This is a genomic window from Sagittula sp. MA-2 (assembly GCF_030126985.1).
Lineage (GTDB): Bacteria > Pseudomonadota > Alphaproteobacteria > Rhodobacterales > Rhodobacteraceae > Sagittula.
Map to the genome: position 1 here is coordinate 2123923 of NZ_CP126145.1, position 15345 is coordinate 2139267.

Consider the following 15345-nt stretch of genomic DNA (forward strand, 5'->3'; position numbering starts at 1 on the left):
CGCTCAGAACTCCCCGCGTGCGATGGCGTCGATCAGCGGGCCGTACCCCTCGGGGCCGAGCCAGAAGCGGACGATCTGCGTCATGCCCCGCCCGGTGCGGGTGGCGCCGGTGATGCCGTCGACCTCGTAGGGGCCGGTGGCAGTCCCCTGCGCCACGCGGAACTGGACGGTGCCCGCTTCGTCGCGCAGTTCGGTCCCGGCAAAGCCCGCCTGCCAGGACGCCTCCTCGATCCGGCCGCCAAGGCCGGGCGTCTCCGAATGGTGGGTGACGGCGATACCGGCCACCGTGTTCATGTTGCCCTGCACTGCGAGGATCGCGTCGATCCGCCCGCCGTAGCCCTGCCCGCTGACCGGCAGCAGCGCGAGCGAGATCTCTTCACCCTCGCGCAGCAGGTAGACCTGCACGAAGTCGGGCCGCGTCCCCAGTCCGGCCAGATCCTCGGCGGGTGTGAGCGCCGTCCAGTTGCCCGGATCTGCCAGTGCCGCGTCGAGCGTTGCGGGTGTCACGTCCTCTGCCGCGCGCCCCCGGTCGAGGTCGATCACCACGGTCGAGAGCGTCCCACCCGCCTGCTCCAGCAGCGCCGACATGCCGGGAATACCCGCCACCAGCGAGGCGATCCGGGCCTGTTCCTCTGCCGCGCGGTTGGCCGCCTGTATCGGGCGCAGCATCACTGTCGCGCCGCTGACCAGCGCGGCGCAGATCGCCGAAACGAGGAACGCCACGATGATCGTCTTGGCGCGGCTTTCGTTGGGCAGCGCCATCAGTCGGCGCAGCGGGTTCAGGTCACGTTCTGCCATGACGTCTCCTTCTGCGGGCGATCCAGAGCGCCAGCGCGGCCTCGTCCAGAAGCGGGGCCGCCAGCGAGGCCAGCAGCGCGGCGGCGACGGCGATCTGCACCGGCGCCGCCCCGGTCCACCCGGTTGCAAACAGGATCAGGAGGGCGCCATAAAGTGCGCCTTCCAGCCAGCGACCACCGCGGGTCGCGGCGCTTGTGACGGGGTCGGCGACCAGCAGTACCAGCACCAGCGCGCCGACATGCAGGACCGGCACCGGCAACACGCCGAAGACGCCCGCCGCCGCACCGACGATGACGGCTCCGGCGATCACGCCGCCCGGCATCACGCCCGTCCCCATGCCGATCAGCGCAGCCGGTACGACCGCCCATGCCACCGGCGCGTCGAACGCGGGCCAGCCGAAGGCCGGGAAGCCGAACCCGAGGAAAGACAGCGCCACCGTCGCCGGGTGAACCACGTTCCGGCCCCAGCCGCCGAAGACCAGCTCTCCCATCACGATGCCGAAACTGATGCCCAAGGCCGCGCGCAACGTGCCCAGATCTTCGGGCATCAGGATCGCGATGCTGAGGGCCGCGAGGACCGCGGACAGCGACGGCGCCTGCGCGCGCACCAGCAGGAAGACGAGATGCCAGATGCCGATCACCAGCGCCGCGAGGCCGAACCGGAACAGCGTGTCCGCCCCGCCGTAGGCGATCCACATCACCACGATGGGCAGATGCGCGGCAAGCAGCACGGCGGCCACGGTTTCGCGGTTCCAGAGTCCCCGGATCACGCTGCGAACTCCGACCGGATGCGATCCAGCATGGTGCGCAGCTGGGTGGCGATCTCTCCGTTCTCGCTCAGCACGTAATCGGCCAGGGCCACGTCCTCCTCCAGCAGCGACAGCACGCCAAGCTTCATCGCCGTCTCGTCGTCCCCTGCGCCTAGGGCACGCAGGAAGGGCGCCGCGGGAAGCGTGGCCGCGAAGGCCTGCTCCAGCCCCGCCGTGGGGATCGCGGGCAGACCGCGCGGGGAGCGACCGAGCGCTTGCGCCAGCCAGTGCCGAGGACGCGCCGGTCCCTGTGCAGGCAGGACCGTCACCTGCCGGTCGCGCGGCGCGAGCCAGTGACCCACCTGCCCGTCCAGCGCACTGCCGGACAGGATGGTGTGCGGTCCGGGGGCCACGATCCGGCGGGTGAGTTGCCGGAGGTCCGCGCCGGGGTGGGTCCGCAGGCTTCGTCCTTCGCGCAGACCCGTGCCCCCGATGCGCACCTGCCGCATGACCGGCAGCACCCTGGTGTCCAGCAGCGCGCCCATGGCCGCCACGTCTTCGGAATGTATGTCCCAGACCGGCGCGCCAAGCCCCGCGGGAAAGACCTCGTGGCAGCAGATCCCAGGCAATCCCTGTGGATGACGGCGGCCGCGATGCACCACCTGCGCGCTCAGCGACAGCCCGGTGGGCAACGCGTCCGCCTGGGCAAAGACGATCACCGGGCCATCGGTCAGCTTCTGCAGCGCGCCAACACCCCGGGCAAAGTCCTCCTCCCGCCCTTCAAGCGCCGCGCCGGGATCGGGGGCACCCGGGCGCGTGTCGGTCGCCATGACGAGGATCGCGGCGGGCACCTCCTCTGCATCGGGCATTCCGCCGAAGGGCCGCCTGCGCAGCAGGGGCCAGGCCCCCGACGCCTGGAAGAGACGGCGCAACCCGTCAGGGGTCTGGTCGCTCGTTTCGTGCCGGACAACCGCGTCGCCGTCGCGGAACAGCACGAATTCCACCAGCCTGCGCCCGGGACGCATGACGATCCGCGCCACGGTTCCGGCGATGGGAGCGGTCAGACGAATCCCGGGCGCATGACGCAGGTGGGCGACGGCCTCTCCCTGCGCCACGCGGTCACCTTCGGCGACCAGAGGCGTGACGTGCAGGATCGGACCCGCGGGCGGCAGGACCGCCGCCTCTTCCGTCGTGACGCAAGTGTCCTCACGGCGTTCCGGCAATGCGGCGATCGCCGGGACCAGTCCCTTTCCCGCCCTGAAAAAACCCATCCTTCTCCCACTCGGTTGCGGTGCCTTGCGCGCCTGTTGAAAACGCCTCGAAGTTGAAGGTTAACGGCGGCTTTCGGTCCACGATATGATTTGAATCAATGCCATCTTTTCGCAACCGCGCGATCCTTGCTGCAATCGCAAACCTGCTTCGAAAGGAGATTGCCCATGCCGTCACCCTTCCCCGGATCGCTCGTGCCGTCCCTTGCCGCGGGCGTGATCGCGGGCCTGCTGTTCTCCGCGTCCGCAACCGCGCAGTCAGCCTCCGACGACGCGGAGGGCGAGGCCCCCGTCATCCCCTTCGCGCTTCCGCAGTCCGGCCCGTTCTCGCCGTCCGAGATCAACATCGACAACGACAAGGCGATCCAGGACTGGTTCCGCTCTGCCCATGCCAATGCCGCCGCCGAAGCGTTCCGCCACTGGGACGACGAGGGCGAGGTCAACGCGCGCTGTGCCACCTGCCATTCGGGCGAAGGGTTCCGCGATTTCCACGGGCTGGACGGCACGGAGGCCGGTGTCGTGGACGGCCCGATCAACACCGGCGGCGTCGTCGATTGCGGCACGTGCCATAACGCCGGGCTGGCAGAGGTGCGCGAGATCACCTTCCCCAGCGGCGTGGTGCATCCGGTGACGGGCGTCGAAGCGTCTTGCCTGACCTGCCACCAGGGCCGGTCGGCGGGGGCGGACGTGGAAAAGGCAATCGCGGGCCTGCCCGTCGACGAACCCAACGCCGATCTCGGCTTCATCAACCCGCACTACGCTACGGCTGCGGCCACCTGGCTCGGCGGTTACGGCGAGGCGGGGTATCACTACGAGGGCCAGACCTACTCCGGGCGGTTCTTCCACGCCAAGCCCGTGGAAAGCTGCAACTCTTGCCACGAACCGCACACGCTGGAGATCGTTTTCGAACCCTGCCAGACCTGCCACGAGGCCGAGTCCCCCGAGGACATCCGCATCGCCCGGCAAAGCTACGACGGCAGCGGCAAGACCGACGTCGGCATCCATTCCGACATCGCCGCCAATGCCGGGACGCTGATGGACATGATCCGCGCCTACACCACCGAAGTCGCCGGGGCGCCGGTGATCTACGATGGCACGCGCTACCCCTATTTCTTTGCCGATGCCAACGGCGACGGCGCCATCGACATGGAAGACGGCAGTCCGGTGGCCTACAAGTCCTGGACCCCGCGCAGCCTGCGGGCCGCCTTCAACTGGAAGCTGGTCACCGCCGATCCGGGCAACTACGCACACAACCCGCTCTATACGCTCGAACTCCTCTACGATTCCATTGCCGACCTGAGCGACCCACTGGGCGTCGACCTCGAGGAGATGAACCTGCGGCGCTGACCCGGGCATTTCGCCGTTTGGGCCGGCCGCCCCTTTCGGAACGATCCTGAACAGTCAGGACCGCGTCTGCGCCACCATCCGGCGCAGGCGCGCCCGTTCCTGCGAGAAGGGATAATCCCGTCCCCACTTGGAGCGTCGCCCCGAATATGGTTCTCTCCACCCTCCGGGCTGTGCCAGGAAGGACGGGACAGCCGCGCAGGGGCCGTGACAGTTTCTGTCCCCCACCTGCCGCAGTCTGACTTCCGTTCCCGCGAAGGCACGAATCGCATACCAGGAGCAGGCCATGGCTTTCCGTTTCATCCACGCATCCGACCTGCACATCGGCCGGAAGTTCGCCAACATCCCGCAGCCGCCCGACGGCAACATCCGCGGCCGCCTGATGGAGGCGCGGCACGCGGTCATCGGTAAACTGGCAGAGGCGGCGCGCAGCCGCGGCGCGGCCCATGTGCTGCTGGCGGGCGATACCTTCGACACGGCGACGCCCTCGGCCCCGGTGATCCGCCAGGCGCTCGGCGCCATGGCCGAGGCGGAGGGCGTGACCTGGTGGCTCCTGCCCGGCAACCACGACAACATGCGCGATGCTGAACCGCTCTGGGACACGATCCGCAAGGACGCCCCCTCAAACGTCATCGCCGTCACCGAAACCGCCCCGCGTGAACTGGGCGACAACGCAGTCCTCCTGCCCTGCCCCGTGGCCTACCGCGCCATCGGTAGCGACCCGACGGAGGGCCTGCCCGGCATGACCAGCGCCGAGGGTCTCCTGCGCATCGGTCTGGCGCACGGAGGCGTCACCGATTTCACCGAGGCCGGGGACACCATCGCGCCCGACCGGGACCGCAGCGCGCGGCTCGATTACCTCGCGCTCGGCGACTGGCACGGGCGGCTCGCGGTCTCTGACCGGGTGCACTACAGCGGCACCCCGGAACAGGACCGTTTCAAGCATGGTCAGCGCGGTGTCTGCCTGTGTGTCAGCCTCGACGGTCCGGGCGCTGTGCCCGCCATCGAAGAGGTCCCCACGGGATCGTTCCTCTGGCGGGAGGTCGCCCTGCCCCTCACCGCACGGCAGGACGCCGCGGCGGCGCTGGCCGATGTGCTGCCCGCGACCGGACGGCGCGACATCCTCTTGCGTGTCGCGGCTTCCGGATGGGCCAACCTGCCGCAGAAGGTATCCCTGCAGAACTCGGCCGCCGACGCCGCTCCGGACTTTGCCCATTTCGAGCTGCGGACCGACGCACTCGGCGCCCTGTTCGAGGCCGCCGACCTAGATGCGATCGACCGGGCGGGCGCGCTGCGGATGGCGGCGGACGGCCTGATGGCGGACGCCAACGCCGAGACGCTGTCGCAGGCGGATCGCGACGTGGCGGCCGATGCCCTTGCCCGGCTTTACGCCTATGTGCGGGAGGAGGCTGAATGAAACTGCGCAGCATCACCCTTAACAACGTCCGCCGCTTCACGGAACCCGCGAAGGTCGACGGTCTGGGCGACGGGCTGAACGTGCTCTGCGAGCCCAACGAACACGGCAAGTCCACCCTCTTCGATGCCATCCAGGCGCTGTTCTTCAAACCACACGGGTCGCGTGACAAGGAGGTTTCGTCGCTCAGGCCGCACGCCGGCGGCGCCCCGGAGGTCACGGTCGAGTTGGAGACCGCCGACGGCCGCTTCACCCTCTCCAAGCGCTGGCTGCAAAAACCCGCGGCGACGGTCCAACAGGGCGGCCGGCTGATCGCGCAGGCCGACGCGGCAGAGGCATGGATCGCCGATCTACTGGGCGGCGACGCGGGCGGGCCGTCCGGGCTGATCTGGGTGCGGCAAGGCGTCACCGATCTGACAGCCGGCACAACGAAGGAACGGCAGGCCGCGCTCGAAGCCCGCCGCGACCTGATGACCTCGGTCGGGGACGAGGTTGAGGCGATGACCGGCGGGCGGCGGATGGACAGGGCACTGGCGCGCTGTCGTGACGAACTCTCCGCCCTCGCCACCGGCACCGGCAAGCCGAAGACCGGCGGCGCGTGGAAGGCCGCCATCGACACGGTGGAGGCTCTGACCGAGCAGGAGGCAGCGCTTTCGGCGACCGCCCGCGATCTTCACGACGCGCTGGCCGAGCGCAAGCGCGCCCGGCGCGACCTTGCCGAATGGGACGCCCCCGACGCCGTGGCCGAGCGCAGCGAGAAGCTGGAGACCGCACGCGCCGCCCATGCCGCCGCCATGCGCCACGCCGAGGAACTGGATGCCGCTGCCCGCAAGGTCGACATGGCCCGCCTGACGGCAGAGGCGACCCGGGGCAAACTCGCCTCCCTCCGCGCCGCGCAGACCGAACGGGCCGAAGCCGCGCGCCAGGTCGAGGCCACCGGCACCGAAAAACTGGCCGCGGCCGCCGCGCTGGACAAGGCGCAGGCGACACGCGATGCCGCGCAAACGACGTTCGACGCTGCAGAGGCTGCCCTGTCGAAAGCAGAGGCCACCCGCAATGCCGCGCAACGGGCAGAGGCCGCGCGCGACGGGGCGGAACGCCGCAACGAACTGGAAAACCGCATCGCGCAGGCGGAGGAGATGCGCCGCCGGATGGAGACGGCGGCAGGCGCCGCCCGCAACGGGCCGGACGCCACGGCGCTGCGCCGGATCGAGACGCTGGCCAATGCCCATGCCGCCGCCATCGCCGCCCGCGACGCCACCGCCACGCAAGTCATCGCCCATTACACGGCAGGCTCCGAAGGAGCGATCCGTTTCGGCGACGCTGCTCTGCCCGGCGGACAGGCGGTCCCCCTCGCCCGGACCGCCCGCCTCGACATCGCCGGTGTCGGTCACTTGGAGATCCGACCGGGCGATACCGGGCACGACGTAGGGACCGTGGACACCGCGGCCAAGGCCCTGCGCACAGCGCTCGCAGCCGCCGGTGCCGAGACGCTGGAGGACGCGCGCGATGCCGCCGCCGCCCGGGACGAAGCGGAACGGCAGCACGCCGAGGCAAAGGCCGTGCTGCAGAGCCTCGCGCCGGAGGGCATCGAACAGCTCCGCGCCGCGCTCTCCCGGATCCCCGTCCCCGTGGAGGGCGAAGATCTGCCCGATCTGGCGCAGGCGGAGGCAGACCTCGCCGCCGCGAGAGAGGCAAGGGACATCGCCCGCAGCGCGCTCGACACCGCAACGGAACGGCTGGCGGACGCCCGGGCGGAGGTGCTGCGCGCCGACACGGCCCTGACCTCGTTGCAGGACCGCCTGACACGGGCCGAAGACGCCGTTGCGCGGTCCGGTGTCGCCACGGAAGACGAACTGGCCTCCGAACTGGCGGTGCTGGAGGCGGCGCTGGCCCAAGAGCAGGCCGCACATGCCGCCAAGGCCAAGGATGCGCCCGATCCCGCCAATGCGCGCGCCGCACTCACACGCGCGGAATCCGTGGAAACCCGTGCGCGCGATGAAACCGCCCGACTGAAGCTGCTCCTCGCCCGGCTCGAAGAGCGCATCGGCCGGTCCTCCGGGGACGCGGTCGAGGAGAGGCTGGCCGAGACGACCGAAAAGCTGGCGTCGGCCCGCGAAGCGCTGGCCCGGATCGAACACGAGGTGGCGGTTCTGCGGCGGCTCGAACAGGCGCTGGAAACGGCCCGGAACGAAGCCCGCGACCGCTATTTCGCCCCCATCGCCCGCGAGTTGAAGCCGCTCCTCCACCTGTTGTGGCCGGATGCGGAACTGACCTGGGGCGAGGAATCCCTGCTGCCGGACGCGCTGCTCCGCGATGGCCAGAGCGAGCCGGTCGACGTCCTCTCCGGCGGCACGCAGGAGCAGGTGGCCCTTCTGGTCCGGCTGGCCTTTGCACGCATGTTGTCCCACGCCGGGCGCACTGCACCAGTGATCCTCGACGACGCGCTGGTCTTCACCGACGACGACCGGATCGAACGGATGTTCGACGCGCTGCACCGCCAGGCGGGCGACCTCCAGATCATCGTTCTGACCTGCCGCCAGCGCGCCTTCCGCGACCTGGGCGGTCATGCACTGAGCTTTTCAGCCGTGGCGCCGGAAGACGCCTGACGCCCACCCGCCCATCGCGTTTCGCGGGGGACCGCGCCTGTGTCAGGCCGGTCCCCGACCCCTCAAAAAATAGCAATTGACCGGGCGCGCGCTTTTCTGGCAAGGAAATCGCACGTCCGGTTCCGGGGTTTTCACGCCCCGGAGGAAAGAGGGAATGCAGTGCGGCACGCCAGTGCCTACCCTGCAGCTGCCCCCGCAACTGTAAGCGGCAAGCAGGGCTGATATGCCACTGGAGAAATCCGGGAAGGCCAGTCCAGATGCGATGACCCGCGAGCCAGGAGACCTGCCGGACTGGCGCCCATGGAAGAGGCGCTTTTCCACCGGACGCCGGGGTGCGCGTCTGGCCTTGTGCGGCGGCGGGTCATTCCGCCGCGCGGATGGGGTCGAGCGTTCCCTGCGTCCAGAAACGACGCGCGCCGGGTGTGGCGCAGTGGACAGGGACGACTTCATGAAACGCACGTTGAGTGCCCTTGCGGCGTGCATCGCGCTTCCGGCGATGACACAGGCGCATTTCCTGCTCGAATATACATCGGACACCATCATCGACCGCCCCGGCGACGTGCCGGTCAAGCTGATCTTCTGGCACCCCTTCTCCAACGGCTACGTGATGGAGATGGAGACGCCCCGGGAATTTTTCATGGTGCATCACGGCAAGCGCACCGATCTACTGGACACGCTCGAACCGACCGTCTTCACCGGGTCCGAGAACGAGGCCCCGGCCTTTCTGGGCAGTGTCCCGGTCAAACGGTCGGGCGACTACGTGCTCGTGACCGTCCCGCAGCCCTATTTCGAGGAATCCGAGGACAAGTACATCCAGCAGTACACCAAGGCCTTCCTCAACCGCAGCGAACTGCCCACCGACTGGATGAACCCGGTCGACCTCCCGGCCGAGATCCTGCCACTGAACAAGCCCTACAACGTGCTGGCCGGCTCCACCTTTACCGGACGCGTCATGTCCGAAGGCCACCCCGTCGCCGGCGCCGAGATCGAGGTGGAGTTCATGGCGGCCGAGCCTGACATGAACCAAGCGCGCGCCACCGATCCGGTGGTCAGCCCGCCGCCCGGCGGTGCCGTCGTGGTCCTCTCCGACGACAACGGGTATTTCACCTTCGGCATCCCGAGGGCCGGACACTGGGGCTTTGCCGCGCTCGGCGTGGGCCCGGTGACCGAGCACGAGGGCAAGGAACTCAGCCAGGACGCCGTGATCTGGATCCGCGCCTGGGAACTGGAGTGACGCCATGCACATCGTGGACGGAGCCCTTTCCAACCCGGTCGTGATCGGCGGGGCCGTACTGGCGGCGGGCGGGATCGCCTACGGCCTGCGGTCGCTGACCATGGAACGCATCCCCGCCGCCGGTGTCCTGTCGGCCAGTTTCTTCGTGGCATCGCTGGTGCATGTGCCCATCGGCCCGTCCTCGGTTCATCTCATCATGAACGGTCTTGCCGGGCTCGTGCTCGGCTGGGCCGCCTTTCCGGCGCTCTTCGTGGGGCTGCTGCTTCAGGCGGTGTTCTTCGGGTTCGGGGGGCTCACCGTGCTCGGGGTCAACACGCTGAACATCGCATTGCCCGCCGTCCTGGCGGGCATCCTCTTCGGGCGTCTCATCTCGCGCGGGACGCCGGTGGCGGGCGCCATCTGGGGCGCGGTCGGCGGCACCTTCAGCATCGCCGCGACGACCCTTTTCGTGGGCTTTTCCCTCGCGCTGTCGGGCGATGCCTTCATCCCGGCGGCCAAGCTGGTGTTCGTCGCCCATATTCCGGTGATGATCATCGAGGGGCTGTTGACCGGATTTGCTGTCCTGCTGGCCCGCAAGGTCAAGCCGGACCTGTTCTTTGCGCTGCAGAGAGGCACAACATGAAACGCCTCGCCCTTGCCGCCGCGCTCATGGCGCTGCCCCTGCCCGCCCAGGCCCACAAGGTCATCGCCGCCGTCTTTCCCTCCGGGTCCGCCATCGAGGGCGAGATCGGCTTCTCCAACGGCGAAATGGCCGTCGGCGAGGAGGTGATCGTCACCGCCCCCGACGGCACCGAACTGGGGCGCGCGGTCACCGATGCCGATGGCTTCTTCGCCTTCACCCCGGAACAGCCGGTCGAGCATCGCTTTCGCGCCGATCTGGGCGCCGGGCACGTGGCAATGACCACCCTGCCCGCCGAAGACGTGGCCGCCATCCTCGGCAAGCCGGTGATCGAGACCCCGCCGCCCGCCGCGACCTCCGACGCAACCACCCCGGCCGCAGTCGCCGGGCTGACGGCAGAGCAGCGTGACGTCATCGCCGAAGCCGTCCGGGACGAGATCCGTCCCCTGCGCCGCGAAATCGCCGCCTACAAGGAGAAGAACGACCTGCAGGCCATCCTTGGCGGGCTGGGCTACATCCTCGGCCTGTTCGGCCTGGGATTCTACATCGCGGCCCGACGCAAGATGGCGGTCTGATCCATGGGTCACGTGCTGACACAGGCGCAGAAGACGCTGGCCGATACCGGGGCACCGGGCCTGACCGCGGTGAACCAGCTCGACCCGCGCACCCGCATCCTGGGCGCCTGCGTCTTCGGCGTCGTGGTCGTCGCGCTGTCATCGTTGGCTGCGCTGCTGGCGGCGCTTGTCGTCTCCGCCGCCTTCCTCTTGCTCTCGCGCCTGCCCATCCTGCCGACGCTGAAGCGCATGGCGGCGATGGACGGCTTCATCATCTTCATGCTGGTGCTCTTTCCGTTCACCGTGCCCGGCGACGTGATCTTCTCTGTCTGGGGCTTCGACGCGACATGGCAGGGTCTCAGACAGGCGGTCGAGATCGCGCTGACTGCCAACGCGGTCATCCTCGCTCTCATGACGCTGGTCGGGTCGATGGAGCCGGTCACCATGGGACATGCGCTCTACCGGCTGCGGTGTCCGGAGAAACTCGTGCACCTGATGATGTTCACCATCCGCTACATCGAGGTCCTGCGCGAGGAATACCTCCGCCTGCGCGCCGCGATGAAGGTCCGGGCCTTCCGCCCCACGACCTCGTGGCACACCTATCGCACCTTCGGCTACCTCGTGGGAATGATGCTGGTGCGCGCGATCGAGCGGTCCGAGCGCATTCTCGCCGCGATGAAATGCCGGGGGTTTTCGGGGCGCATCGTGCTCCTCCAGGACTTCGTCTACACCCGCCGCGACGCCATGTTCGGCCTGCTTCTCGTGGTCATCTGCGCAACGCTCCTTCGGTTGGACGTCACATGGCCCTAATCGACATCGAAGACGTGCACTTCGGCTACCCGGGCCACGACCCCGTCCTGAAGGGCGCGAACCTGAGGCTTGAACCGTGTCAGCGCCTGTCGCTGACCGGCCCGAACGGCGCGGGCAAGTCGACGCTGCTGCGGCTGATCCTTGGACTGCAACGGCCCGACAGCGGCACGATCCGCGTTTTCGGCACCCAGCGCGTGACCGAGGCGGACTTCCACGAGGTGCGCCGCCGGGTCGGACTGGTGTTCCAGGACCCCGACGATCAGCTGTTCTGCCCGACCGTGGCAGAGGACGTGGCCTTTGGGCCCCTGAACCTCGGCCGCAGCCGGGAAGAGGCGCTGGCAATGGTCGACCGCGTTCTGGGCGACCTGGGCCTGACCCACCTGCGCAACCGGATCACTCACAAGCTGTCCGGGGGCGAGAAGCGGCTGGTCACCCTGGCGACCGTGCTGGTGATGGAGCCTGAGGCGCTGCTGCTGGACGAACCGACCAACGCGCTCGACACACGCAACGAAGCACGTCTCCTGGAAATCCTCCACGCCCTGCCCCAGGCCATCCTGCTGGTCAGCCACGATCCGAGGTTCCGCGACAGGCTGGCGCCCGACTCCGTCGAGTTGAGCGACGGCAAACTCGTACACGCCTGAAGAGGCGCATTTACCACCTTCGAAGCCCTCCAGAAAAAAATGCGGAATGTTAATAATTCTGCGGAACGATTGCAGTGTTTCCGCGTTCTACGACTCTGGACTTCTAGGAAGGTGACCTTACGTTGATGTTATTCGCAGATGTATCGCTGTCCGGAGGGCAGGATACGCTGTCTCTCAGGCACAGGATTCGTAACGACACCGGCCCGGAACATGCCCGTGTGGAACACCGTTTCGACAACGTCTTCCACGATCCGCATGCCCGCCTCAACGACTTCCTCCGCGTCCAGCAGGAAGCCCTTCTTGCGCTGTGCCGCCGCACCGCCGACAACAGGTCCCTCCTCAGCCGGGAAATCATCGTAGATCTTCTGATGCGGCTTTTTGCCGATGTCGGCCCCGGGCCTACGCAAGGTCAAGCTGGCCAGCCGCTGCATCCTGTGGCAATCGACTACATTGTGCTGGGATCGCGGTTGGGAACTGAGGTGATCCGGCGCAGGCTGGTCAAGGCGGATCCGGACATCGCCATGCCATCCTATTTTCTTGCCCCTCCGGTCGGACCGGTCTGGCAGCGCCATTGCGCTGGCCTGGACTCTATGGCCGCGCGCAGTCCCGAGGCCGACCGCATTGTCGCGGACGCCACGGAAGCATTCAAAATCTTCGACCGCGCAGCCGCAGCGCATGTCTCCTGAACCAACCGGACTGAAAGGGTCGCCTATATGAAAATCGCAAGGGCTTCGGGTTCCGACAGCGACAGCGTGGACCTCACCAATTGCGACCGCGAACCGATCCACCAGCTGGGTCGGGTACAGTCCTACGGCGCCCTGCTTGCCGTCTCGACGGACTGGATCGTCCAACACGCCTCCGAAAATCTTCACGACATCCTCGGCATCGGCCATGACAGCGCGATCGGCCGTCCCTTGCAGGACCTGATCGTCCACGACGGTTTCGAACGGATGCGCAAGAGCATGCACCTCACCGACACGCCGGATGGCGTGGTACGGCTGTTCGGCATGACCCTGCAGAACGACAACCGGACCTTCGACGTGTCCCTGCACGGCAGCGGACGCCACATGATCGTGGAGTTCGAGCCGCGCGCGGTCTCGCACGGCCGCGATGTCATGTCCGAGGTCTACCCCCAGATCCTTCAGCTGAAGGGCTGTGCCGACCTCGAAAGCCTCGCCCGCAGGGCTACCACCGCGCTGCAGAAACTCGCCGGTTTCGACAGCGTCATGCTCTACCAGTTCCAGGCCGACATGTCTGGCAAGGTGCTGGCGGAAACCCGGAGCGACGGCGCTCACAGGTACCTCGGCCTGATGTTCCCGGCTTCCGACATCCCCGCACAGGCCCGCGCGCTCTACAAACGGTCGCTGCTGCGGCTGATCGCCGATGTGGACGACCCGGGCAGCATGATCTCTCCGCCCCACACGGTCGACGGCGCGCCCGTGGACCTGTCGCTCGCCGTGACGCGCGCCGTCTCTCCGATCCATATCGAGTACCTGAAGAACATGGGCGTCAATGCCTCCATGTCCGTCTCGATCATCAAGGACGGCGAACTCTGGGGCCTGTTTGCCTGCCACCACCACAGCCCGCGCTACATCGACTACGAACGCCGCACCGCGTTCGAGATGTTCGCACACATGTTCTCGTATGAACTGACACGGTTCGAGGACGGACAGCGCAAGATCGCGGAGGTGAACACCAACCGTCTGCAAAGCCGCCTGATGACGCATATGGCCGACGGTCAGAAACTGGCAGAGAGCCTGCTGGCGGTCAGCGACGACATCCAGTCGGTCCTGCCGCACGACGGGCTGTGCCTGTATGACGGCGAGTCCCCGACCTGTATCGGCACGACCACCACCGCCGAGGAGGTCCGCAGAATCGCGCGGTTCCTCGACCGCTCCATCGGCTCGCAGAACTATTACACCGATTGCCTCGGCAACGTGCACGAACCCGCCCGCGATTACGAGGATCGCATCGCCGGTGTTCTGGCCATCCCCATTTCGAAACGGCCCCGGGATTACCTGCTGCTGTTCCGCCGCCCGATCAACGACACGGTGTCCTGGGCGGGCGATCCGAACAAGCCGGTCACCGTCGGCCCGAACGGCGTGCGCCTCACGCCGCGCAAGTCGTTCGACGTGTGGAAGGAAACCGTGGCCGGGCGGTCCGCGCCCTGGACCAACCAGGAGGTGCACGCCGCCAACCTGCTGCGCACCGTCCTGCTCGAGGTCTTCCTCAAGGTCACGGATGCCGCGAACCTCGAACGGGAGCGGGCACAGGAACAGCAACAACTGCTGATCTCCGAACTCAACCACCGCGTGCGCAACATCCTCAACCTGATGCGCGGGCTGCTGTCGCAATCGCGCGCCTCCGCCGCCACGCTCGAGGATTTCACCGCCAATCTCGACGGGCGCATCCACGCGCTTGCACGGGCGCACGACCAGCTTACCGCAGATCACTGGGAACCTGCCTCGCTTCGGGAACTGATCGTCTGCGAATTCGCGGCCTATGCCGACGGCAAGGCGGCGCGGGTGAAGATCACCGGACCTGACGCTCTGGTGAAACCGCAGGCCTACACCACGCTCGCGCTCGTGCTGCACGAGATGGCGACCAACTCCGTTAAGTACGGCGCGCTCTGCGACAGCCGCGGGCGCGTGGACATCCATATATCGCAGGACAACGCGGGCGGTCTGCTGATCGACTGGTTCGAACGCGGTGGCCCGCCGGTGTCGCCGCCGGAACGCCGCGGCTTCGGAACGGTCATCATCGAGACGTCGATCCCGCACGAACTGAAGGGCGATTCCCGGATCCACTACAAGGTGACCGGGGTCGAGGCCCACTTCCGCCTGCCGCCGCACGTCCTCGCCAAGGTGATCGAAGAACAGGCCGCACCGTCGCCCGCGCCGGTCCAGCCGGCACAAGAGGCCGCAGGCGCCGATTTTGCCGGTCCCGCCCTCGTGCTGGAGGATTCGCTGATCATCGCGATGGACGCGGCCGCCATGCTCGAGGACATGGGCGCCTCCCCGGTGGAGATCGCCTCGTCCGTCAACGACGCGATGGCATGGCTTGAAACAGTAACCCCCAATCACGCGGTGCTGGACGTGAACCTCGGCGACGAACAGTCGCTGCCCGTCGCGGAAAAGCTGCATGACATGGGCGTGCCCTTCGTGCTGGCAACCGGCTACGGCGACAACCAGGCGCTGGTCGAAACCTACCCACCCTGCGAGATCGTCCAGAAGCCGTTCACCGACACGGCGCTGCGATCGGCGTTCGAGCGGCTGGCAAACAGCAAGCGGAAGGGCTGACGAATTG

Annotated in this window: 13 protein-coding genes and 1 riboswitch; of the genes, 10 read left to right on the forward strand and 3 right to left on the reverse strand. The window is 67.9% G+C overall.

What is annotated here, in order from left to right; genetic code table 11:
* Nucleotides 1-3: 3 nt before the first annotated feature.
* Genes QNI11_RS10310 through QNI11_RS10320 form a run of 3 tightly spaced genes read right to left on the reverse strand, consistent with a single transcriptional unit; the run spans nucleotide 4 to nucleotide 2817 of the window.
* Nucleotides 4-798, reverse strand: coding sequence for an FMN-binding protein (locus tag QNI11_RS10310; protein WP_283983339.1), 795 nt, complete (start codon nucleotides 796-798; stop codon nucleotides 4-6).
* Nucleotides 785-1567: an RnfABCDGE type electron transport complex subunit D gene (locus QNI11_RS10315; RefSeq protein WP_283983340.1), complete on the reverse strand. Its 783-nt coding sequence runs from the start codon at nucleotides 1565-1567 to the stop codon at nucleotides 785-787. Before QNI11_RS10315 ends, QNI11_RS10310 begins: the two co-directional genes overlap by 14 nt.
* On the reverse strand, nucleotides 1564-2817 hold the full coding sequence (locus QNI11_RS10320; protein ID WP_283983341.1) for a Na(+)-translocating NADH-quinone reductase subunit A: 1254 nt from the start codon (nucleotides 2815-2817) through the stop codon (nucleotides 1564-1566). Before QNI11_RS10320 ends, QNI11_RS10315 begins: the two co-directional genes overlap by 4 nt.
* A 165-nt stretch (nucleotides 2818-2982) precedes the next feature.
* Between QNI11_RS10320 and QNI11_RS10325 the strand changes: the two genes are divergently transcribed.
* From QNI11_RS10325 to QNI11_RS10370, 10 genes are all read left to right on the forward strand, one after another.
* Nucleotides 2983-4161 (forward strand): cytochrome c3 family protein, encoded by a 1179-nt coding sequence (locus tag QNI11_RS10325; RefSeq protein ID WP_283983342.1) that lies wholly within the window; start codon nucleotides 2983-2985, stop codon nucleotides 4159-4161.
* A 283-nt stretch (nucleotides 4162-4444) separates the two neighbouring features.
* Complete coding sequence (locus QNI11_RS10330) at nucleotides 4445-5575, forward strand: metallophosphoesterase (protein WP_283983343.1); 1131 nt, start codon at nucleotides 4445-4447, stop codon at nucleotides 5573-5575.
* The gene (locus QNI11_RS10335; protein ID WP_283983344.1) at nucleotides 5572-8181 is read left to right on the forward strand and encodes an AAA family ATPase; all 2610 of its coding nucleotides are present in this window, start codon (nucleotides 5572-5574) and stop codon (nucleotides 8179-8181) included. The genes QNI11_RS10330 and QNI11_RS10335 overlap by 4 nt, the downstream gene beginning before the upstream one ends.
* 100 nt (nucleotides 8182-8281) lie before the next feature.
* Nucleotides 8282-8487, forward strand: a riboswitch (cobalamin riboswitch).
* A gap of 142 nt (nucleotides 8488-8629) precedes the next feature.
* Complete coding sequence (locus QNI11_RS10340) at nucleotides 8630-9415, forward strand: DUF4198 domain-containing protein (RefSeq protein ID WP_283983345.1); 786 nt, start codon at nucleotides 8630-8632, stop codon at nucleotides 9413-9415.
* A 4-nt stretch (nucleotides 9416-9419) separates the two neighbouring features.
* Complete coding sequence (cbiM, locus tag QNI11_RS10345) at nucleotides 9420-10037, forward strand: cobalt transporter CbiM (protein ID WP_283983346.1); 618 nt, start codon at nucleotides 9420-9422, stop codon at nucleotides 10035-10037.
* Nucleotides 10034-10609 (forward strand): cobalt ABC transporter permease, encoded by a 576-nt coding sequence (locus QNI11_RS10350; protein ID WP_283983347.1) that lies wholly within the window; start codon nucleotides 10034-10036, stop codon nucleotides 10607-10609. The genes cbiM and QNI11_RS10350 overlap by 4 nt, the downstream gene beginning before the upstream one ends.
* A gap of 3 nt (nucleotides 10610-10612) precedes the next feature.
* Nucleotides 10613-11398 (forward strand): cobalt ECF transporter T component CbiQ, encoded by a 786-nt coding sequence (gene cbiQ / locus QNI11_RS10355; protein ID WP_283983348.1) that lies wholly within the window; start codon nucleotides 10613-10615, stop codon nucleotides 11396-11398.
* The gene (locus tag QNI11_RS10360) at nucleotides 11389-12039 is read left to right on the forward strand and encodes an energy-coupling factor ABC transporter ATP-binding protein (RefSeq protein ID WP_283983349.1); all 651 of its coding nucleotides are present in this window, start codon (nucleotides 11389-11391) and stop codon (nucleotides 12037-12039) included. Before cbiQ ends, QNI11_RS10360 begins: the two co-directional genes overlap by 10 nt.
* A gap of 125 nt (nucleotides 12040-12164) precedes the next feature.
* Nucleotides 12165-12725, forward strand: a complete 561-nt coding sequence (locus QNI11_RS10365; RefSeq protein WP_283983350.1) for a hypothetical protein — start codon at nucleotides 12165-12167, stop codon at nucleotides 12723-12725.
* Nucleotides 12726-12752: 27 nt separating this feature from the next.
* On the forward strand, nucleotides 12753-15338 hold the full coding sequence (locus tag QNI11_RS10370) for an HWE histidine kinase domain-containing protein (protein WP_283983351.1): 2586 nt from the start codon (nucleotides 12753-12755) through the stop codon (nucleotides 15336-15338).
* Nucleotides 15339-15345: the final 7 nt, after the last annotated feature.